Here is a 20,898-nt window from a genome sequence, read left to right as displayed (position 1 = left end):
TAAAAAAAGTAACGCAGTCCTCAGCTACTCTGCCATCACCGCCAATTGTTTTTCCGCCACCAGCGTTGCATGCGCGACTTCGCGCAGCGACTCGGCCTGCTCGTCGGTTAAACCTTTGGGCTTGTAGGTGACATTCAGCGCATCCTGGCCGGAGAAGAACTCGAACCATAGCAGTGCGCCGAGGTATTCGCCTTTGACGTTGGCGTGGAAGCCATCAGTGCGCAGAGTCCACTCGCCTTCCTTGTTTTGCTTCCAAATGTAGTCTTTATTAAGACTCTTGGTCATGTCCGGGAGATTATTTTTATCCTTTGGATAGGTGAGAGCGTGGTTTTTCGGATCGAAGTCATTGACCTCCAAATCCCACATTGTGAGCGCACGGGCATTCTGGAAGGCAGTGCCGACCGGAATAATACGCAAATCGAACTCATCGGCGATCTTGGCGTAGTTAGCGTGGAGCTTCCCATACATGTCGTCGGGATCGAGCTTCCAGTCCTTAGAGCGGTAGCTGTTGACGCTGTGCGACCAAGTTTCGTGCACGATGATCTCGGCAGCGGGACGAAACTGACGGATATATTCAATGAGTTGCTGGGTGTAAGGATAGAAGCTTTCCTCCTTGTAGCTTTGCGTACTCACCTGCTGGATCGTAACGAAGTCCCAGTCTTCGGCTTCCAGAATCTCCTGAAGCGACGTATTGCCCTTCAGTCTCTTGGAATTTAGATAGTAAGCATAGGCATTGCCCGTCTCAGGATCGGCAGTGTGCTCCTTAGCGTGCTTCACGTGACGCTCCAGCGAGCACCCTCCAATAATGGCCATACCTATGTCGGCATCTACATTCGGATCGGAGGCATAAATATCGTCCAAGTATTTCGCGGAATTTTGGGTAAAGCTATTGCCAACGCCGAGGATCTTTACCTTGTCAGTTGCGGCCGACAAGCTCGTTGCAATAATCAGTATGAGGCAATGGAAACGAAAATCTTTAAGGGTTTTCATATAAAATCATTCGTGCCACTATTACTTCGAAAATGCAAGAAAGGCTTTAAAAATGGCGTCTCCTTTAAAACCAAGCTTGCTAGCCACCGACTGGGCGGCGTTTAACGTTTAGCCAATGGCCACTTATGCTGAGACTCTAGACTATCTTTATGCGCTACGCAATCGTGGGGCAAAGCTCGGCGTAGAGCGAATGGCCGCGTTTAATGAGGCATTGGGGCAGCCAGATCGGCAGTTTCCAATCATTCATGTGGCCGGGACAAACGGCAAAGGCTCAGTCTGTGCAATGCTTGAGGCCATTTATCGCCGTCAGGGGCTCAAAACCGGCCTCTTCACCTCCCCCCACCTGATCCGACTTGGCGAGCGCGTGCAAGTCAACCGCACCCCACTCAACGAAGACCAAATCATTGCCTGGACGGCACGGCTCCGTACCACTGCTGAAACGCTTGCAATGTATAATCCCGAGGCGCACCCAACTTTCTTTGAGTTCATGACCGCAATGGCATTCATGCACTTTGCTGAGGAAAAAATCGACGTCGCGATCATCGAAACCGGCCTTGGTGGACGGCTTGACTCCACCAATGTCATCACCCCACGCGTCAGTGTAATCACCTCTGTGAGTTACGATCACATGGAACAGCTCGGCGACACCTTGACCAAGATTGCCAGCGAGAAAGCGGGCATCATCAAACCCAATGTCTCTGTAGTTTTGGGGCACCTACCCAAACAGGCCGAGACGGAAATCCGCCGCGTCGCCAAGGACCGCCATTGTGGGGCCACAAGCGTGCGCGAAGTATTTGAAAACAACTTCGACGCCTACCCGACAACGAATCTTATCGGCGATCACCAGCGTATCAACGCCGCCACTGCAATGCTCGCCATGTGCCACGCTGGGGCCGACCTTGCCGTGCCAGACGCTGTCGCTCGCGAAGCACTGATGGACGTCTCCTGGGCAGGCCGCTGGCAGAAAATCACCCTGCGTGACGGCCGCACGCTCATTCTAGACGCTGCACATAACCCCGAAGGTTCCGAAGCGCTCGACGCAAACCTAGAGCGGTTGGTCGAAGAAACAGGCCGCAAGCCCGTCATCCTGTGCGGTACACTGGGCGAACCGCGCGCCAAGGCGCTTATGGCCGTCACTGCCAAGCATGCTTCGGCCATCCATTTACTCGTCCCTGATCAGCCACGTGCCTGCCCGCACATCATACTACGCGCCTTTCTGGCCGGAAAGTTCACGGGCAAGGTTTACGATGACAGCGTTGACGAGCTATTCCCAGCACCAAGCATCTGCGAAGCAGGTGAAGCGGACGACATCCTCGTCGCCACGGGCTCAATCTACTTACTTGGAGAGATCCTCACGCGACTTGAAACGACAAGCGGCGAAACCGATTTACAGGACAAGCTCTAGCGGGTTCAGTGGAACATTCAGCGCATACACCGAGTCTTAGTCAGAAGATGATTTGCTCTCGACCCGCCTGCCCGGATGCCCCTTTAATTAACGTGTGAAGCATCGTTGGCTCATCTTGGCAATCATGCCCCTCGCGCTATGCGGGCAATCGCAGTCGCGCACCGAAATCGGCGCGCCGATTGAGAACTTCCGCCTGCCAGTGTTTGGTGAAGACGGCAACCGGATCTGGGATTTACAGGGCAAGCAAGGCATCTACGGCGATGATGGCGTGCTCGATGTTGAGCGTATGACTTTACGCACCTTCCCCCCCGGCCAACCGAAAACACCCGAGATGCTTATCGAGAGCCCGCAGGCTCGGATTTTTCCCGAAGAAAACCGCGCTGCTGGCAACGGCTATCTTTTCCTCCAAGCGACTAACGGCAGCTACGCAATCGTAGGCCGCGAATGGCAATGGCTCGGCGACGAGGGCAAAATCCTCATCGGCTCAGAAGCCCGTGTGACCTTTAAACAAGCCTTAGGGAGTATTTTGGAATGAAGACACTCTTTCGCATCCTCTTTTTTGCCCTGATAGCGTCCGCGCTTCAGGCCGCTGATACTCAACCAGCCAAGGTGGAAAAACCTGCCGATAATACCGTGATCACCAGTGACGAGCTGGAGCTAGTCGGCGGCGACGCAGCGAATACCTTTTATTTCACTGGCAACGTGAAGATAACTGGCACGAACCTCGTCGCCACCTGCGACAAGATGGAGGTCCTCTCCACTCGTTCCGGACCGACTGAGAAAACCGTGGGCGAGATGGGCGCAATTCAGAATATCCTGATGATTGGCAACGTCGTCATTGAACAAGCTGGACGCGTCGCCACGGCGGGCAAAGCGGAGATTTTGCCCAACGAAGACAAAGTCGTGCTGACCGAAAACCCCAAGGTTGAGGACAGCCAAGGCACCGTAACCGGCTGGAAGATGGAACTGCTCAAAGGTGAGCGCAAAGTGAAGGTCTATGGTGATCCCAGTAGCGCTAGCGGAGGACGTAGTCGAGTCACGCTGCCCGGCTTCAAAGACCTAGGCTTTGACGATAAAAGCAAAGACCGTAGCCCGGACACCGAAGACGAGAAAAAAGAAACTTCACAATGGAAGACCCCGAACCCATAAGCCAGCCAACTGCCGCCGTTGAAGGCGGTGCGATCCAGACTCAAGGTCTGGTTAAGAGCTACGGACGGCGCGAAGTCGTTTGCGGCGTGGATTTGCGCGTGAACGCCGGGGAAATTGTTGGCCTGCTCGGCCCCAATGGTGCGGGTAAGACGACGACGTTTTACATGATCGTAGGGCTAGTTCCCGCCACCAGAGGTGCCGTATTCCTCGACGACCGTGACATGACCAAGCTGCCAATGTACCGTAGAGCGCGCCTCGGCTTGGGCTATCTGCCACAAGAGGCATCAGTTTTCCGCAAGCTGACCGTTTACGATAACATTCTGGCCGTTGTGCAGACCCTCCCCGTGCCCCGCAAGGAGCGTCATGACTTCGTGATGATGCACTTGGAAGAGCTCAAACTCGACCACCTCGCCAAGCAAAAAGCCTACACCCTGAGCGGCGGTGAACGACGCCGCCTGGAAATCACCCGCGCCATGGTCGCACGTCCACGCTTTATGCTGCTCGACGAGCCATTTAGCGGAGTGGATCCCAAAAGCGTTGATGAGGTGCAGGACATTATTCTAGGCCTGAAAAGCAAGGACATCGGCATCTTAATTACCGACCACAATGTCCGCGAAACCCTGAAAATCGTCGACCGCGCCTACTTAATTCACGAAGGCAAGGTGCTTTCAGAAGGAACCAGCGATTTTCTGGTCAACGACGAAAAGAGCCGCGAATATTATTTGGGTCGCGGATTCACGTTATAGTAAGGCTTCGCGGGTGGCAGGCGTGTTTTTTAAAACGCGAGTATTGCCACCACCACTGGAATTTTTCTATTCTTGTATGAACCTGCTTGGGAAAGGGCGGGTCTTTTAATTCGAAGTTTCTGCCATGCCCCGTAACGACCCCAAAGTCATAGAGACCATCTCCGTCAAAGATTTTTACGAATCCTACAAGGAGGAGCTTGGTCTGGAGCTGACTGCCGGCGAAAAAGGCTTAGACAAAGTTATCCGCGATGCCAGCATCAACCGCCCAGCGTTGGCCATGGTCGGTTACTTCCGCTATTTCGCCAACAAACGCATCCAGCTCTTCGGCGCAGGCGAAATGGCCTTCCTCCGGGATATGCCGGCGGACAAACAAATTTCCGTCCTCAAGGACATCTTTGCCAAGCATGTGCCCTGTGTAATCATCAGTCGCAATCTGGCACCCACCAAGCCACTCCGCGACGAAGCCGAAGCGCACCGCGTCCCCCTCCTACGCACCAAGTTGTCGACTCGGGAATTCATTGCCCAGGCCACCCTGCTGCTGGAGGGCCGTTTCGCGCCCACAACCACCTGCCATGGCACTCTGCTCGATGTAAAGGGCATCGGCGTAATCCTCCGCGGTCGTAGTGGCGTGGGCAAAAGTGAATGTGCACTGGCCCTAATTGAGCGTGGCCACAGCTTGGTCGCAGACGACCTCATCTACTGTCGCCTCGTTTCAGAACAGGAAATCATCGGCTCCGCTGCCGAGCTAGGCCGTGGCTATATGGAGTGTCGTGGCTTGGGCATCATTAATGTCGCTGACATGTTTGGCATCCGCTCTGTCCGTCTGGACAAGCGCGTGGACCTCGTTATCACCTTTGAAGAATGGCGACCCGGCATGCCTGAGGAGCGCACCGGATTAGAACGCGCCTACTACGAAATCCTAGGGGCCAAAATCCCCCATATCGAGATTCCCGTGAAACCCGGGCGCGATATGGCACGCCTCACCGAAGCAGCAGCCATGGTACAAGCCTTACGCAATATGGGCCACGACTCTGCCCAAGAATTTAATGATCAACTCATTGCGCACATGGAAAAAGTCGCTAAACCGAGCGCTGTAACCAAAAGTTAACGCATGACGCGAAAATTTTACCTTTTTTCCACTCGAATATATTAAAAATTACTAAACTTTTTGTGTTACATTTTCCGCGGAATTTGCCCACAATAAATGCTTCAGCCAATCCGCTGCACAATCGATACTAATGACACGCTTCTGTAACTACTTCATCCGCCGCTATTTCGACGGAACCGCTTTACAGAACAGCATGCAACTGCTGGGTGACAGATTATACACTTTTGCTCTGTGGATAACATGCGAACAACTTCCACTCGACAATTTCCGACAAGCCAAATTTACTTGTCCACCTCGTTCTACTTTGGGTTTGATATGCCCCTAACAACACACTGTTGCGAGGGCCTTGCTTTCCCTGATTTCTTTAAAAAATAAAAATCGTAAAACAATGATAACCAATTATTTGCGAAACTAAAAACTTGGAACACCGCTCATTGACGGACTATTCACCTACTAAAATCGCCACTGGCCGCTTCAGCGCTGGGCGACGCGTCGAGTAAGCCGCCAATTTGATCTTTTACCTACTGTGAATAAAACTTGCTGAATTTGTGACGGGAATGCTTAACGAAACTGTAAACTTTCAACTCTGGGACACCGTAAAAAGCGATTTTTCCGGCCTTTTTCCAGATGACGTGTATCGAACTTGGTTCGAGCCACTCCGATGCCTCGAAGAAACCGACGAAGGTATCACCCTAGGAGCCCCGAATGATTTTGCCGTCATTTGGATCCAAGATAATTATCTGGACCTCATTACCCGCCGTCTACAGGAAGCCGCTGGCCGCTCAATGACGCTGAGCGTGATCGTGGACACCGTCACTGAGGATGCCAACCGCCTCGAACGCGCCCAAATCGAAACCGCGCGCGAAGCTCGCCCCGGCGTCCCCCCCCCCCCTACTAGCCGTACCGCTGCTGAGTTGAATCGCCCCAACTTGATCCTTAACCCACGGAATAATTTCGAAAATTTCGTGATAGGATCGGGTAACCAAATGGCGCAAGCGGCAAGCTTCGCAGTGGCCACCAGCCCCGGTAAGGCCTACAATCCACTCTTTCTTTTTGGCGACACTGGTTTGGGTAAGACCCACCTCATGCACGCCGTGGCGCACCACATCCTGACAAGCCGCCCGGACACACGCATCGCCTACGTCTCAACAGAAAAGTTTACCAACGAATACATCGAGGCCATCCAAACCAACAGCGTGACGCGCTTTCGCCAGCGTTACCGCCAAGTCGATGTCCTCCTGATTGACGATATTCACTTCCTCTCGGGCAAAGAGCGAATCCAGGAAGAATTTTTCCATACCTTCAACGAGCTCTTCGAGCGTCAGAAGCAGATCGTACTGAGCAGTGACCGGCCTGCGGGTGAAATCGCCCGCCTTGAGAGTCGCCTTGTTTCCCGTTTTCAATGGGGATTCATGGCGGATATCCAGCCGCCAGACTACGAAACGCGCCTAGCCATCATCCGCAAGAAGGCGCACAACATGAATCTCGACCTGCCTGAAGCCATCCTCGACTTCTTGGCCGAGCGAGTTTCACGCAATGTCCGTCGTATGGAAGGCGCGTTGACCCGCGTGGCTGGCTACGCCGCCCTGATGAAGAGCGAGCTGAATGTCGACACCGTGGAAACTCTGCTCAAGGACATTCTCCACGAAGAAGCGCAGACACAGGTCACTGTCGAAAAGATTCAGCAAAAGGTGTCTGACTACCACAAGCTGCGCCTCAGCGACATGGTTAGCAAACGACGCCCAGCCAACATCGCCTTCCCGAGGCAGATCGCCATGTATCTTAGCCGCGTACTGACCAGTCATTCCCTCCAAGAAATCGGCGACGCCTTTGGCGGGCGCGACCACGGCACCGTGATTCACGCCTGCAAAACAGTCGAGAACATCATGGAGCAGGACGAGAATGTCTCCCGCACCGTCGAGTATTTGAAGAAGCAACTCACCTCAGGGCGCGGTTAAGCCATTCTCGCAATGTTTTTATAAAAGCGAGGCCCCTTCTGAGGCCTCGCTTTTTTTAAGATTATCATGGCAACGATGGTGCAAAACTCCATTTGACAGCTCTTAATAACGACTTCAGGGCTAGCAACTGCGTCTTTGTGTGAAATTCCATTCGTATTTCCGGCCAAACCTTCTATCCTTTCCATCATGAAAACACACCTTGCCTTGCTCAGTCTCGCTGCTCTGCCTATTCTTTTCACCGGATGTGAATCCTCTGGAACACCAGGGCGTGACGGGCGCTACGTGGACTCCCAAGGCACCCAGACAATCATCAGTTTGGACAAGATCAACATCCAGGACTGGGCCTCTGCGGCTGATCAGATGGTGCAAAGCATGCTCCTCTCAGGCGTACTGGACCGAGCACCCAGCCAGCCAGCGGTGCTGGGTATTGGCCGCATTACCAACAAGACCACACAGCTCGTTGATACCGATTACCTGACCAAAAAAATTCGTGTCGCCCTGAACCAGAGCGGCAAGGTTGTCACCACGACCACGTATGGGCTGGGTAATTCGGCCGAAGACGAACTCGCCCGACAGACCATGGAGATCAAGCAGTTTCAGGAAAATGATACCCAATCCATGCCTTTACCCTACTTTACGCTGACCGGGAAGCTACTCGAAGACCGTGCTTCTGCTGGCCGCACAAATCAAGTCACCTATACTTTCCAGCTCAGCCTCACCCAGACCAACAACGGCCTCGCAGTCTGGGAAGACGAAAAGAACATCACCAAGCAGGGCGAACGTAATGCCGTCGGTTGGTAGCAAAATTCTCATCAGGAAGAATTTGCCTTGGCGAATGTCTTGGGGAAATTGAGGATGTGGCATGGGCAAACGACCACTTGATGACTTCAGCCACCGCCTTTCTTGGGCTGACCTAGACCCTAGCTGGATCGAACGGCTCATCGAAATGGCCTCGTTCGAAGACCTCAAAGGGGGGGGGCTGGCAAATATCCCCTCTGTCACCGGGGATGCAACCACCCAAACCGTCATATTGCCGGGGGGGGGGGGGGGGCAAAGTTGATGGCGCGCCAGCCAATGACCGTCGCGGGACTCCCAATTGTGGCGATGATACTGGATTATTACGGAAAAAGTCTCGGATCGGTGACATTTAGGCCTGCAGTGACAGATGCCGCCACGCTTAAGCCCGGCGAATGCCTCGGCGAGCTGTCAGGCGCTAAGGCAACGATCCTGACAGCGGAGCGCGTGATTCTCAATTTCCTTCAACACTTGACCGGCATCGCCACCGAAACCCATCGCTACACCGTAGCACTCGGAGACACCACGACGCGCCTGCTTGATACGCGTAAAACCACGCCCGGCTACCGGATGCTCGAAAAATACGCGGTGGCCTGCGGGGGTGGATGGAACCATCGCCTAGGCCTTTATGATCGCATCATGCTAAAGGACAACCACTTGGCGGCTGAACAAGCGAATAAGGGCGAGCGACTCGCCGCAGCCGTCAGCACTGCACGTGCAAAGCGTCCGGACCTTGGCATCGAAGTGGAAGTCGACGATCTGACGCAGATTCCACCCGTGTTGGACGCCGGGGCGGACGTCATCATGCTCGATAATTTCACCAATGATCAACTTACCGTAGCAATTTCACTGATCGGTGACAAGTCACTCACTGAAGCCAGTGGCGGGATCACAATTGAGCGCCTACCATCGCTCGCTACCCTCGGGCTAGACTTTATTTCCACCGGAGCAACGATCCATCAGGCCGCTTGGGTGGACATCGGATTGGACTGGCAATGAACACCCCACTCCAAGACCCGGATTTGACACTGTTGCAGACCCTGCGAGACGCTCAGCCCGGTCATGTCTCCGGTGAAATGCTGGCCGAACAGCTTGGTGTGTCGCGAGTTAGCATTAAGGGCCGCCTCGACCGGCTCAAAGAAGAGGGATTCGTAATCGATGCCGTGCGCCGCCAAGGCTATGCGCTGGTTTCCGAGCCAACCACACTCCACCCCCTGCTCCTCGCGTTAGAACTGCAGGCGCAAAAGACGGAAATTAATTGGATTCTACTGGATGAATGCGGCAGCACGAACGATGAGGCGATGCGGCGGCTGACCGATGGTACAGAAAGTCCCCTAGTGGTGATAACACGACGGCAAAGCGCCGGTCGCGGCCGACTGGGCAGACGCTGGCACAGCGACGACTCTGGCAACTTGATGCTTAGCTTCGGTGTTCGACCCGATCGACAACCTGCTTTCATGCAACGCTTTACGGTTTGGATTGGTCTACGGATCGCGGCAAAACTATCCGCACTCAGCGGGGCAAGTGTTTTGGCGAAATGGCCCAATGACTTACTGATTAATGGGCGAAAATTAGCGGGGATTCTGACCGAGGCGCGACTGGATGCCGACCGGATGCGCGAGCTGATCCTTGGGCTTGGGCTAAACGTCAATAGCGCCGTCGAGACCTGGCCCGTTGAGGTCCGCAGCATTGCCACGAGCCTGTCGCAGGCGGTGGGGAAAACCTTTTCGATGAGTGCTGTGGCTGCATTGGTGATCTCCGAGCTCGCCAACGCCTATCACGACTATATCGAGCGAAATATCGAGGCCGAGATGAATGAGCTTTGGGCACAATACTCAGCCATTAATCACCATAAGGTGACAATTTCCACGCATGGAGGTGACATTTCAGGTGAAGTGGTTGGCATGGACGCCTCCAGCGCTCTTCAACTGCGGTTAGCGAACGGAGAAGTCCGCACTTTTGCCGCTGGAGATGTCTCCCTGCACGATAGCTATTCCGCTGAGTAATCATGGACGAAATTCTGGTCATTGACATCGGCAACACTTCGGTCCACTGGGCCGTCGCAAAGGGCAACACACTGGCGAATCGAGGCGATGTGCCGCGGACAGAGCTGCTAGCCGCCCTGCCGGATTTACTTGCTACGACCAGTGGCCCAGTCAGTTGGTGCAGTGTTGTGCCAGCCGCGGGCGAGGCGCTCGCCAAGGCATTATCAACGGCCATCCGCCCCGCTTGGCAACTGACTTGTGACGACACTCCCGGCCTTCCTATCAGCTATCCCCACCCCGAACAAATCGGACAGGACCGCCTAGCCAACGCGATTGGCGCGCAACTGCTGGTCGACGCACCCGCAGTGGTGATCGATATGGGCACCGCAACGACTTTTGACCTCGTGACTGAGCAACAAGGCTACATTGGCGGAATTATTGCCCCTGGCATCGCCACAATGACCGAATATTTGCACGAGAAAACCGCCCTACTCCCACGTCTAGACACGACGGACCTCGACTTGGCACCACGCATTGGCCGCAGCACTGTCGAGGCCATGAACGTGGGTTGCGCCCGGGGCTATCCCGGCATGATCCGTGCCCTGCTTGTGGGGGTAAGGGAGGAATATGCGGCCCTCGGTGAGCGTGACCCTACGGTCTTACTAACCGGCGGCGCGGCGCGGGGCTTTTTACGCGAGGCACTGAGTGAATACCGGGCTGAGCCGGATTTGACCTTGCTGGGTCTGGCGGAAGCACAACGTCGGCGAAACTAATTGGCAGGCGAACAGTTCGCTTTCATCTGTTGGATTAACGTTGGCTATATTCTGATCGTTGTCGGGATCCAGCGACGTGCCCGCTCAGCGCAGCTTTCCAGAAATGCGCGGGATGGCTCGTCAGACCCGAGCAGCTTCGGGCGAAGCGTTTGCTCGGACCGAAAGGGTTGCAGGTACAGATGACGCCCACCAGCGAGTTCATGGCCAACTGCCGCAATGTCGTCTACGGAATGCAAAGCCGGAACGACCGTTGTGCGAAATTCATAATCCACACCACTTAGCATAACCAAGTGAATCGATTCCCGGAGCGCGGCGAGCGTTACACGTTTACCACAATACTTAGGGTATCGCGCTAGCGGGCCTTTGACATCCAGCGCGATGTAATCCACCAGTTCGGCCTGAATAATTTCTCGAAGGGTCATTGGTCGACTGCCGTTGCTGTCGAGTTTAACCGTCACACACCGCCTCTTCGCCTCTTGTAGAAATGAGATCAGTCCCGGCTGGAGCGTTGGTTCGCCGCCAGTGACAACGAGGCTACGCGCTGTAGCCGGACGCTGGTCGAGCACCGCAAAGACCGCGTCGGGCGCAATTTGATTCACTCCATGAAGCGGTATTAATGCTGCATTGTGGCAGTATGGGCAACGCCAGTTACAGCCTTGGGTGAAGACCACGACCGTGGGTCGGCCAGGAAAATCAATCAGTGAATTGCGAATGAGTCCACCAATGTTCAAAGCATCTCGGATTGTTTAAGGCGTTGATGACGTAATTTGGGGTGCCCGTCGGTTGCCACGCTCAGCCGACTTCGTCGCCGAAACTCCGCTTGCTTGCCATCATTCCATTGTGAGACTGGCCGTAAGTAACCAACGATGCGTGAGTAAACTTCGCTCTCTTCGCCGCATTGGGGGCAGTTGATATGCTCGCCGGAAAGATAGCCATGCTGCGGGCAGACGCTGAACGTCGGCGTCAACGAGAAGTACGGCAGCGTGAAATTTGACGCGACGGTTTTCACGAATTCGCGGACTGCGACAAGATCCGTAACGCGCTCACCGAGGAATAGATGGATCACGGTGCCGCCGGTGTAAAGGACCTGGGTTTCTTCTTGCAGGGAGAGAATCTCAAATGGATCTTCCGAAAAATCGACTGGCAGGTGCGTGCTGTTGGTGTAGTACGGCGCACTGCCACGAAGCACTTCGGAGGCGTTTGCGCAGATGATGCCGGGGCAGCGTTCTTGATCCTTAAGTGCGAGGCGCATTGATGTGCCCTCAGCGGGCGAGGCCTCCAGATTGTAATGATTCCCGGTCTCCTGCTGATATTGAATCAAGCGTTCGCGCATGAATTGCAGCACCTCGGCGGCAAAGTTACGCCCGCGGTCAGAGGCGATGTTCGCGCCGAAGAGGTTCAGGCAGGCCTCATTCATGCCGACCAATCCGATCGTCGAAAAATGGTTTTTCCAGAACACGCCGTGCCGCTCCTTCATATCGCGCAGGTAGTGCTTGGTGTAGGGATACAGGCCGGCTTCGGTTAACTCCTCCAAGAACTTACGCTTGGTCTCCAGGCTGTCGCGCGCAAGGTCCATGAGCTTCCTCAGGTGATTTAAAAACGATCGTTTATCGCGCGTTTGATACCCCAAACGAGGCAAGTTGATTGTCACCACGCCAATGCTGCCCGTGAGCGGGTGTGCGCCAAAAAGTCCACCACCCCGCCGCTCCAACTGGGTGTTATCAATCCGCAGTCGGCAGCACATGGAACGAGCGTCATCCGGACTCATGTCTGAGTTGATGAAGTTCGAAAAATAGGGAATCCCAAATTTTCCAGTCATGGCCCAAAGCCCGTCAAGGTTGGGGTTCTCCCAATTAAAATCCTGCGTCAAATTAATGGTCGGAATCGGAAACGAAAATAGCCGACCGCTAGCGTCTCCCTCGGTCATGATTTCGAAGAAGGCGCGATTGAAGGTGTCCATCTCTTCCTGAAAATCGCCGTAAACATCATCCATCAATTTCCCACCGCAAAGCACGGGCTGTTCGCGGTAATGGCCGGGGCATTGCAGGTCGAGTGTGATATTCGTGAACGGACATTGGAAGCCTACGCGAGTGGGGACATTGATATTGAAAATAAACTCCTGAATGATCTGACGAACCGCCGCGTAATCCAGCTTGTCGTAGCGGATGAAGGGCGCAAGCAAGGTGTCAAAGCTCGAAAATGCCTGTGCGCCAGCCGCCTCGCCCTGCAGGGTGTAGAAGAAGTTAACGACCTGGCCCATTGCGCTACGCAGATGCCGTGCGGGCGCTGATTCTACCTTCCCAGGCACGCCGCGAAAGCCCTCCATCAAAAGTTGAAAAAGGTCCCACCCAACACAATAAACGCTCAGTTGATTCGTGTCGTGGATATGGAAATCACCATGCTTGTGCGCCTGCTCAATTGAGGGCGGATAGACTTCGTTCATCCAGAAGTTCTCGCTGATGCCCGAGGCGATATAATTATTTAATCCCTGGAGAGAATACGCCATATTGCTGTTTTCACGCACCTGCCAGTCGAGCTTGCTGAGGTATTGCTCCACCAGCTCAGTCTTAGCCTGATGGCGGATTGAGCGTCGGCGAGCATGTTGATCACGATAGATAATAAACGCTTTGGCGGTGCGGCGATACACCGAGGTAATAAGCACGTCTTCGGCGATGTCCTGAATTAATTCTACGCTGGGCGCACGACAATGTTTGGTCGCCTGAAACCGGTTAACGACCTCGATGGCCATGGCAACTGCCTGATCGCGATCGAACTCCCCCGTGGCTTCGCCCGCGCGGAAAAGTGCGTTGATAATGCGTTGAGGATCAAAGGGGACTCGTTGCCCATCACGTTTACGAATCCAGCGAATACCAGCGGTGTTTAAGAGCAGGTCGGTCTCACTGGTCAAGGCCATCTCTGGCCGATCAAATAAAAGCATTTCGTCAGGCACTTCAGTCAATTTTTCCATCCTTGTTGTTTGATTTAGTTGGTGTTTTCAACATGGCTGAATTCTTGCATTTGTCCGTGCAAAAACGTTAAAACCATGATTATATAAGCGCCAGAAAATGACACGGAAACGCGCGCTTATTTTAAGCAAAACGAACCTTAATGCTTTGCATTAGAAAGCTAAATCAATTCCGAATGGAACTCAGCGATAACGACATTGCCTTGATCGAAAAATACCAGCGACCTGGCCCACGCTATACGAGCTATCCGCCCGCCAATCATTTTCAAGAAATTGATGATCCGACTGATTTGCTCGCTGCAACCAAGACTTCGAAAGCTCCTTTATCACTGTATTTCCATCTGCCATTCTGTGAAACATTATGTTGGTTTTGCGGATGCCACACGATCACCACGATCAAGCGTGATCGGGCAGACGATTACCTCAACTTACTTGAGAAAGAAGTAGAGCTGTTCAGCCAAATCCTACTCCCCGGGCGATCCGTAGTGCAGATGCATTTTGGTGGCGGGACACCCAATTTTCTCACCGGAGAGCAGATCAACCGTCTGGGCAGCATCATCAAGAAGCGCTTTCAATTTTCCGATGATGCGGAAATCTCGGTGGAGCTCGATCCACGTCGTTTAAACGAAGAGCATGTGGCTGCCTTTGCCCGAATGGGTGCCACCCGGGCATCCTTCGGCGTGCAGGATTGTGATCCTGAAGTCCAACAGGCGATCCATCGGGTTCAACCGCAGGAACAAAATTTCGCGGCGATGGACTTGCTGCGGGCGCATGGTTTCACGTCAATCAACATTGACTTAATCTACGGCCTGCCACGGCAAAGCATCAGTAGTTTTGAGCGGACCTTGCAAGCAGTGCTGGAACTCTCCCCCGAGCGCTTTGCAATTTTCAATTACGCTCATATCCCGTGGGTAAAGCCTGCCCAGAAAAATCTGGAGCGCCACGGTTTGCCCAGCGCGGCGGAGAAACTCGGCTTGCTGAAACTCTGCATCGAAACGTTAACCACAGCTGGCTACGAATACATTGGCCTGGATCACTTTGCTTTGCCAAGCGACGAGTTGGTGGTCGCTCAAAAAAACAAGAGCTTGCAGCGCAATTTTCAAGGATACAGCACGCGGGCGAGAGTTGAGATTTGCGGGTTTGGCGTTTCATCGATTTCGCAATCGGCCGGGGCCTTTCGGCAAAATGAAAAAGAATTGGATGCTTATCGTGCCGCCTTGGAAAACGGTTGCCTGCCAATTACGAGAGGCTACTGCCTGACACAAGAAGACCGCCTCCGCGGCGCGGTCATCATGAAACTGATGTGTGATCTATCGCTAGATTTCGACGACATTGGCGCGAAGTGGGGCATCAACTTCCAGGAGCATTTCGCTGACGCAATTTCTCAGTTGGATGAATTGGCTGCCGATGGGTTGATCTCCTTGACGAGCCAAGGGCTTAAAGTCACATCGTTAGGCCGACTATTCATCCGGAATTTGGCGATGCTATTCGATGCATATTTGACGCAGAAGCAGGGCCGATACTCTTCAACGGTATAAAGGATCAATTCGCAGAGCTGATCGTTTCGTAAACCTAGATAAGGGCATTACCTGCCTGAATCCTAAAAAGCCCGCTGGATTGATACTTGATTCTTCGGGGAACATGGCCTTTGCTCTGCCGGTTTAGAATATTGGCCAAAGTGGAATTTCGATCGAACGGAATCCATACTTGAGCTGTCTTATTTCCAATCGTGCCTAAAGAGTCATCACCAGCAACCCCACCACCGGCGATCGAAGTCGTCGGTCTGACCAAACGCTTTGGGCGCGTAAAGGCCATTGACGGGGTATCATTTCGCGTAGAGCCAGGCCAGGTGGTGGGCTTCCTCGGGCCCAACGGGGCGGGCAAGAGCACCACAATGCGCATTCTTTGCGGTCTGCTGCCAGCGAGCTCTGGCATAGCAAAAATCTGCGGTATTCCGGTAGCCAGCAACCCCTACGAGAGCAAACGCCACGTCGGCTACATGCCCGAGCACAATCCGCTCCCCGAAGACATGCGCGTGGTAGAATATCTACGCTACCGGGCGCGTCTCAAAGAAGTGCCCATGCGCAAGGTCAAGGCTCGGGTCGATGAGGCCATGGAAATTTGCGATCTCCAGCGAAAAGCACGACGCAAGGTCATCGGCTCACTATCCAAGGGCTACCGCCAGCGCGTCGGCATTGCCGACACTATTGTCGCCGAGCCGGAAGTCATCGTGATGGACGAACCAACCATCGGCTTGGACCCACACCAGATTCTGAGCATCCGCAACCTGATTGACAGCCTGCGCGGGCGGATGAGCGTGATTATCTCCAGCCATATTTTGCCGGAAATCGAAAAATCCTGCGACCGTGTCATCATCATCAATCAAGGCCGCATCGTAGCCAACGGCAATTCAAGCAGTCTGCGCAAGGAGTTCCTCCCACAAACGACCTATCGCGTCCGGGTAAACCTTACCCAAATGGCGCTGAAAAAGGCCTTAGCCGATGTAGGCCCGGATTTGACGTTCCAGAGCGCGGAAGAGCGCGAAGACGGCTTCTGGGAGCACCGTTTGCTGGCACCGTCGGAATTGTTTTTAACCGAGCCGATTCTGGAAGCCCTCCAGCGGATCGATGCACGTATACGCGAGATCGCCCGGCTCCAACCCAATCTGGAAGACATCTTCATGGCCGCCACACGCCGCAGCTGGGATGAAACCGCCGCGCCGTTTAAGGGGCACACCCGTCCGGCCATGCCGATGCCGAAACACTAAGCCATGCGTCATTTTTTCACCCTGTTAGCCCACGAACTGCGCATGCTGATCATTGCGCCGGCCAGCTATATTGCCGCTGTGCTCTATCTGCTGCTCATGGCGTCCATGTATTATCTAGCGTTGAGCAAAGCGGCGGAAGCTCCTCAGGAAATGACGCCCTCGGTCTGGTTTTTCCAAACCTTCTGGGTACCTGTATGGTTCATGGTCCCACTGTTGACAATGAAGAGCATCGCCGAAGAGCGGCGAATGGGCACCCTGGAAACCCTGATGACTACGCCCGCGACCGCGCTGCAAATCGTCTTGAGCAAGTTCCTCAGCGCTTATCTCTTCTATATGCTTTTGTGGGCGTTAACGGCACCGTTCCCCTATATCGTCAATGCCTACGCTGGCGAGAGCGTCCCCCTGGAACGCTTATTTGACCCAGCCTCAATGATTGGCGGCTTCATTTTCATCGCCATCAGTGGCCTGCTCTATGTCGCCATCGGTATTTTTGCGAGCAGCCTGACACGTAATCAGCTCGTGGCCGGGATGCTAAGCTTCTGCATGCTGTTTGTTATTATCCTGAGTGGCCGACTCATGCTGGAGTTTCCACTGATTGACGTTGAGTGGATCAACCACTCGCGGGATCTCGTGGATTATTTTAATTCATTCGAGCACTTGGAGGACTTTAGCCGGGGCGTGCTCGATAGTCGTCCCTTGTTCCTCTATGGCAGCCTGACAATGCTGCTGCTCGGTATCACCACCCTAGTCGTCGAAAGTAAGGCATGAGTGCACTAGACGACTTTCGCGTGGCCCGTTGGGTTAAACGGATGAACCGCTTCATCCAGATTACACTGGCATTGACTTTGGCCGTCGCGCTAAACGTGATCGCCGCCAAGCACTTTCTGCGGGAGGACATCACCCGCACGCACCGCTATTCGCTCGCGCCAGAGACCTTGGCCTATCTGCAGCAAATCAAGGAGCCGATCCGCATCATCGTCACTGAGCCATCGGACAATGCCCCGCAGGAGTCCGAGGAAATTTTTGAAGATATTCAGAACTTGCTACGTGAGTTTGAGTATGAGTCCCGCATCAACGGCAAAGTCGGCGTCTCCGTAGAATACGTCAATATCTACAAGAACAGCGCCGTGGCCGAAGAACTGGTTCGCAAATATAATGTTAAGCCCGAGGCGGACAACGCCATTGTCGTGATCTGTGGTGACGAATACCATGAGGTGTTCCCCACCGAACTCTATTCCAGCGACAGCATACAGGAAAAAGTCTTCAACGGTGAGCAGGCCTTCACGACCGCAATGCTGGATGTCATGAGCCCGGACAAGACAATGCTCTACTTCACCATCGGGCACAGTGAAATGAGTCTGGAAGACGTAACGCCACGGCGGGGACTTTCGCAGATGGCGACCTTCCTTCGCCGACGCAATTACCAAGCCAAGGAATTGGATCTGACCGTAGTCGACGACATTCCCGAAGACGCTTCCATCCTCGTGATTGCCGCACCACAAATGGCCTTTCTCCCTGAAGAACAAGAAAAGCTCCGCCGCTTTTTGGATGATCGGGACGGGCGTCTCATTGTTCTATTGGACCCTGCCCGCCCCCATGGCTTGGATGACCTTTTCTACGATTGGGGCGTGCTCGCCGACGACATGGTGGTGATGGAGGCCTCGGACGGTTTCCGCGCAACTGGCGGCGACATGCTGGTAGCCAAATATGCCGAGCATCCAACCACAGAATTCATGCTCAAACACTCGCTCAAGAGCTTGTTTGGCCTGAGTCGCCCCGTGCGCATCGACCCCGGCTCCCCCCTGGATGATCGCCTGAAAGTCGTCGAGCTGATTGGCTCCTCGCCCATGAGCTGGGGCGAACGCAACTACCGCACGGAGCCTCATCAATTCAATCAAGCCAGTGATCTGACTGGCCCAGTCAGCCTCGCCGTAGCCTCGGAGCGCGTGACCGGATCCGACTTGGGTCTTGATTTACAAGGTGGCCGTGTCGCGGTCTTTGGCAACGCTGCCTGGGTCGGCAACTCCAAGTTTTACTCGGGCGCAAACCCGATTTTCTTTCATAACGTGCTCAACTGGATGCTCGACCGTGAGGAAATGGCGAATATCCCGCCCCGCGTCATTGAGAAGCATCAGCTCTTGATTAGCCGCGAAGAAGCACTGAGTATTTACTTGCGCCTGCTGCTGCTGCCCGGAGGCGTGGCGGTGCTCGGCCTCATGATTTTAATGTTACGCCGTCGATAGTCCTATGCGCTGGAAACTCACATTCTTGCTCTTGCTGCTCAACGTCGCGGCTTTTTACTACCTGTATTATCTGGAAAACCGGGAAGACCCCCGCGAAGTCATCAAGGATATGAGCGCGCTGGTGCTGCCCCAAGCGGGCGACATCACTGGTATCACCTTAACCGCGCGAAGCCAAGACGGACAAGCCCGGACCCGCGTCCTCGAAAAAACCCGCCGCGGATGGCAATTGACTAGCCCCGTCAAGTGGCCCGCCAACGAAAACGCCGTTCAGAAGATTTTGGCGCAGCTTGAGTTCCTCGAAAAAGAGGCAAATTTTCCCCTGTCGGATATTGAAAAATCTGGCCAGAAACTATCGGACTTCGGCTTAGACCCCGCACAATTTGAACTGGTGCTCACGTCACTCGACGATTCTTCAGCCAAGGGCAAGGAGACGCGTTTGGAAATTGGCTCGACCACTGGCATGGGCAACCGGCTCTACGTCATGGCCCCTGGCGGCAAAGAAGTCCTCGTAGTTGGTGACGAGCTCCTCGGCTCCATTGCTGTGCCACTAGCCGAGCTACGTAGCCAGCGAATTTTCGACATCCCCGTGTTTGAGCTGGAGAGCTTGACTGTGCAGACCACTGCGCAACGTATTCGCTTGGTAAAGAGCAGCGACGGTTGGTCTTTTGAAACGCCGGTGCCCGCCAAGGCCGATGACCAACTGGTCCAGAATGCCTTGGCACTCATCGTGGGGCAACGCGTGGAGCGCCTTATCCCAACGGGTGAGATCAGCCCAGAGCTTGCTGGCCTCACCACGCCTACGCTCCGCATCACCCTCGGCGGCAACAACCGTCGCCAGACCCTCTTGCTGGGCGGCCCCGTAACTGGCCTTCCTGAAAACACTCCTCCTCAGCTATACGCACGCCTCGAAAACGGCGGCGAGGACACCACCATCTTCACAGTACAGAAGAGCCCCTTTGAATGGCTGACTCGCGCTCAAGAGGAATTACGCGAACGACGCATCCTGCGCTTCGATCCCACCAAGGTCTCATCGTTGGAAATCAACCGCGCCGGCAAGACCCTGACGCTTCAACGCCTTGAACCGCGTTCCGCTGATGAGCCACCCGCCTGGCAAAGCGTCGCCGCTGCATCCAGCGGAGGAGAAGTTAAAACCGAAACCGCCGCCACACCACTCGTCGAGCAGTTGATCCAGCAACTCAACCAGATGGAGGTCATTGCCTTTGTCAGCGACGCACCAGCACCAAGCGACTTGGTCTCCTGGGGGCTGAGTGATCCTGTCGCCCAAGTAACCATCCGCGGAGCCAGAGATTGGACGCTTCTTTTGGGCAACAACATTAGCCCTGAAGGTCAAACAAGCCCCCCCCCCTGGGCCAACCCGCGTAACCTCTACGCGAAAACATCCGGCAAGGCATCTGTCTATGCAGTTGACCTCTCCATCCTTGGAGCACTGCGTGCAGATTCGCTGGCCTATCGCAACCGTACACTCACCAGCCTGCCCAAAGACGCCCGCGTCCAGTCATTGACTATCACGGACCTGTCCGCAAACAAGGTCTTGCTGGAAAAACGCATCAAACCGGAATCCGAAACGTGGCCCACCGTCCTCACCGAAGATGATATCGATCGGTCGGAGATCCTGACTTTAGTTGACTCGCTGAAGGACTTTAAGGTCAAGGAATACCTTTTGCCCGAATTCAAGGAACTACCAAACCTTCCTTGGCGATACCGTCTTGACGCAGACATCATCTTACCTGGCGGCGACGGCAGCAGCGAAAAACGCTCCTATTATTTCACCATCCGCGATGGCATACGCCAAGTGGGCGGCTCACCACGGCAAAACGTGACGTTTCTCCTCGCCCAGCCACTAATCGATGCACTCTTCCCACTCACTCTGGAAAAGCTGCCGCCCAATACGCCCAAAAGCCCCAAAGAAGTGCTCGAGGCACCTTTGGACTCCGGTGCTCCGCGGCGCGCCCCAGACCAAGCCCTTCCCCCAAATGAGGCCAAGTAGCGCAAT

At 54.4% G+C, this 20,898-nt stretch carries 19 protein-coding genes; 16 read left to right on the top strand and 3 right to left on the bottom strand.

Translation table 11 applies throughout. The features are described 5' to 3' along the window. Positions 1-24: 24 nt before the first annotated feature. Positions 25-990 (bottom strand): DUF4886 domain-containing protein, encoded by a 966-nt coding sequence (locus tag IE065_RS09625; protein WP_189514425.1) that lies wholly within the window; start codon positions 988-990, stop codon positions 25-27. A gap of 115 nt (positions 991-1,105) precedes the next feature. On the opposite strand from IE065_RS09625, the gene IE065_RS09620 reads away from it, so the two are divergent. From IE065_RS09620 to IE065_RS09575, 11 genes are all read left to right on the top strand, one after another. Beyond that, a complete protein-coding gene (locus tag IE065_RS09620) occupies positions 1,106-2,395 on the top strand; it encodes a bifunctional folylpolyglutamate synthase/dihydrofolate synthase (RefSeq protein WP_189514423.1) in 1,290 nt (429 codons plus the stop codon). 94 nt (positions 2,396-2,489) lie between these two features. Then, complete coding sequence (locus IE065_RS09615) at positions 2,490-2,930, top strand: LptA/OstA family protein (protein WP_194500024.1); 441 nt, start codon at positions 2,490-2,492, stop codon at positions 2,928-2,930. Next, positions 2,927-3,544 (top strand): LptA/OstA family protein, encoded by a 618-nt coding sequence (locus tag IE065_RS09610; RefSeq protein WP_189514419.1) that lies wholly within the window; start codon positions 2,927-2,929, stop codon positions 3,542-3,544. Before IE065_RS09615 ends, IE065_RS09610 begins: the two co-directional genes overlap by 4 nt. After that, positions 3,523-4,290, top strand: coding sequence for an LPS export ABC transporter ATP-binding protein (gene lptB / locus IE065_RS09605; RefSeq protein WP_189514417.1), 768 nt, complete (start codon positions 3,523-3,525; stop codon positions 4,288-4,290). The genes IE065_RS09610 and lptB overlap by 22 nt, the downstream gene beginning before the upstream one ends. 124 nt (positions 4,291-4,414) lie before the next feature. After that, positions 4,415-5,398 carry an HPr(Ser) kinase/phosphatase gene (hprK, locus tag IE065_RS09600; RefSeq protein ID WP_189514415.1) on the top strand — a complete coding sequence of 328 codons (984 nt, stop codon included), beginning with the start codon at positions 4,415-4,417 and terminating at the stop codon, positions 5,396-5,398. A gap of 557 nt (positions 5,399-5,955) precedes the next feature. Then, positions 5,956-7,356 carry a chromosomal replication initiator protein DnaA gene (gene dnaA, locus IE065_RS09595; RefSeq protein ID WP_189514413.1) on the top strand — a complete coding sequence of 467 codons (1,401 nt, stop codon included), beginning with the start codon at positions 5,956-5,958 and terminating at the stop codon, positions 7,354-7,356. Positions 7,357-7,542: 186 nt separating this feature from the next. Continuing rightward, on the top strand, positions 7,543-8,157 hold the full coding sequence (locus IE065_RS09590; protein WP_200163295.1) for a hypothetical protein: 615 nt from the start codon (positions 7,543-7,545) through the stop codon (positions 8,155-8,157). Between the two features lie 61 nt (positions 8,158-8,218). Beyond that, a complete protein-coding gene (locus IE065_RS18015; protein WP_229792085.1) occupies positions 8,219-8,416 on the top strand; it encodes a hypothetical protein in 198 nt (65 codons plus the stop codon). Further along, on the top strand, positions 8,416-9,150 hold the full coding sequence (gene nadC, locus IE065_RS09585; RefSeq protein ID WP_229792084.1) for a carboxylating nicotinate-nucleotide diphosphorylase: 735 nt from the start codon (positions 8,416-8,418) through the stop codon (positions 9,148-9,150). Before IE065_RS18015 ends, nadC begins: the two co-directional genes overlap by 1 nt. Beyond that, a complete protein-coding gene (locus IE065_RS09580; protein ID WP_189514411.1) occupies positions 9,147-10,157 on the top strand; it encodes a biotin--[acetyl-CoA-carboxylase] ligase in 1,011 nt (336 codons plus the stop codon). The genes nadC and IE065_RS09580 overlap by 4 nt, the downstream gene beginning before the upstream one ends. A 2-nt stretch (positions 10,158-10,159) precedes the next feature. After that, complete coding sequence (locus IE065_RS09575; protein ID WP_189514409.1) at positions 10,160-10,909, top strand: type III pantothenate kinase; 750 nt, start codon at positions 10,160-10,162, stop codon at positions 10,907-10,909. A gap of 44 nt (positions 10,910-10,953) precedes the next feature. Here IE065_RS09575 and IE065_RS09570 read toward each other — a convergent pair whose 3' ends face one another. Both IE065_RS09570 and IE065_RS09565 read right to left on the bottom strand, forming a co-directional pair. Next, positions 10,954-11,640: an anaerobic ribonucleoside-triphosphate reductase activating protein gene (locus IE065_RS09570; RefSeq protein ID WP_189514407.1), complete on the bottom strand. Its 687-nt coding sequence runs from the start codon at positions 11,638-11,640 to the stop codon at positions 10,954-10,956. Next, positions 11,637-13,823, bottom strand: a complete 2,187-nt coding sequence (locus tag IE065_RS09565; RefSeq protein ID WP_189514547.1) for a ribonucleoside triphosphate reductase — start codon at positions 13,821-13,823, stop codon at positions 11,637-11,639. The genes IE065_RS09570 and IE065_RS09565 overlap by 4 nt, the downstream gene beginning before the upstream one ends. Before the next feature lie 227 nt (positions 13,824-14,050). On the opposite strand from IE065_RS09565, the gene hemN reads away from it, so the two are divergent. The 5 genes from hemN to IE065_RS09540 all read left to right on the top strand — a co-directional run bounded on the left by hemN (position 14,051) and on the right by IE065_RS09540 (position 20,892). Next, positions 14,051-15,412, top strand: a complete 1,362-nt coding sequence (hemN, locus tag IE065_RS09560; protein ID WP_189514405.1) for an oxygen-independent coproporphyrinogen III oxidase — start codon at positions 14,051-14,053, stop codon at positions 15,410-15,412. A gap of 191 nt (positions 15,413-15,603) precedes the next feature. After that, a complete protein-coding gene (locus IE065_RS09555; protein WP_200163292.1) occupies positions 15,604-16,641 on the top strand; it encodes an ABC transporter ATP-binding protein in 1,038 nt (345 codons plus the stop codon). Between the two features lie 3 nt (positions 16,642-16,644). Further along, entirely contained in the window at positions 16,645-17,409 is a 765-nt protein-coding gene (locus tag IE065_RS09550; protein ID WP_189514403.1) for an ABC transporter permease, read from the top strand. Then, complete coding sequence (locus IE065_RS09545; RefSeq protein WP_189514401.1) at positions 17,406-18,884, top strand: GldG family protein; 1,479 nt, start codon at positions 17,406-17,408, stop codon at positions 18,882-18,884. The genes IE065_RS09550 and IE065_RS09545 overlap by 4 nt, the downstream gene beginning before the upstream one ends. 4 nt (positions 18,885-18,888) lie before the next feature. Continuing rightward, on the top strand, positions 18,889-20,892 hold the full coding sequence (locus tag IE065_RS09540; RefSeq protein ID WP_189514399.1) for a DUF4340 domain-containing protein: 2,004 nt from the start codon (positions 18,889-18,891) through the stop codon (positions 20,890-20,892). The last annotated feature ends 6 nt before the right edge of the window (positions 20,893-20,898 follow it).

It is taken from the genome of Cerasicoccus arenae (assembly GCF_014651635.1).
GTDB lineage: Bacteria > Verrucomicrobiota > Verrucomicrobiia > Opitutales > Cerasicoccaceae > Cerasicoccus > Cerasicoccus arenae.
This window is presented reverse-complemented; position numbering and strand designations above follow the sequence as displayed.

Bases quoted from the DNA above. Each gene is read 5' to 3' on its own strand.
- IE065_RS09580 (WP_189514411.1), top strand. From the start codon at position 9,147: ATGAACACCCCACTCCAAGACCCGGATTTGACACTGTTGCAGACCCTG.
- IE065_RS09620 (WP_189514423.1), top strand. From the start codon at position 1,106: ATGGCCACTTATGCTGAGACTCTAGACTATCTTTATGCGCTACGCAAT.
- IE065_RS09590 (WP_200163295.1), top strand. From the start codon at position 7,543: ATGAAAACACACCTTGCCTTGCTCAGTCTCGCTGCTCTGCCTATTCTT.
- IE065_RS18015 (WP_229792085.1), top strand. From the start codon at position 8,219: ATGGGCAAACGACCACTTGATGACTTCAGCCACCGCCTTTCTTGGGCT.
- IE065_RS09565 (WP_189514547.1), bottom strand. From the start codon at position 13,823: ATGGCCTTGACCAGTGAGACCGACCTGCTCTTAAACACCGCTGGTATT.
- IE065_RS09625 (WP_189514425.1), bottom strand. From the start codon at position 990: ATGAAAACCCTTAAAGATTTTCGTTTCCATTGCCTCATACTGATTATT.
- IE065_RS09610 (WP_189514419.1), top strand. From the start codon at position 2,927: ATGAAGACACTCTTTCGCATCCTCTTTTTTGCCCTGATAGCGTCCGCG.
- nadC (WP_229792084.1), top strand. From the start codon at position 8,416: ATGGCGCGCCAGCCAATGACCGTCGCGGGACTCCCAATTGTGGCGATG.
- hprK (WP_189514415.1), top strand. From the start codon at position 4,415: ATGCCCCGTAACGACCCCAAAGTCATAGAGACCATCTCCGTCAAAGAT.
- IE065_RS09540 (WP_189514399.1), top strand. From the start codon at position 18,889: ATGCGCTGGAAACTCACATTCTTGCTCTTGCTGCTCAACGTCGCGGCT.
- lptB (WP_189514417.1), top strand. From the start codon at position 3,523: ATGGAAGACCCCGAACCCATAAGCCAGCCAACTGCCGCCGTTGAAGGC.
- IE065_RS09545 (WP_189514401.1), top strand. From the start codon at position 17,406: ATGAGTGCACTAGACGACTTTCGCGTGGCCCGTTGGGTTAAACGGATG.
- IE065_RS09550 (WP_189514403.1), top strand. From the start codon at position 16,645: ATGCGTCATTTTTTCACCCTGTTAGCCCACGAACTGCGCATGCTGATC.
- IE065_RS09575 (WP_189514409.1), top strand. From the start codon at position 10,160: ATGGACGAAATTCTGGTCATTGACATCGGCAACACTTCGGTCCACTGG.
- hemN (WP_189514405.1), top strand. From the start codon at position 14,051: ATGGAACTCAGCGATAACGACATTGCCTTGATCGAAAAATACCAGCGA.
- dnaA (WP_189514413.1), top strand. From the start codon at position 5,956: ATGCTTAACGAAACTGTAAACTTTCAACTCTGGGACACCGTAAAAAGC.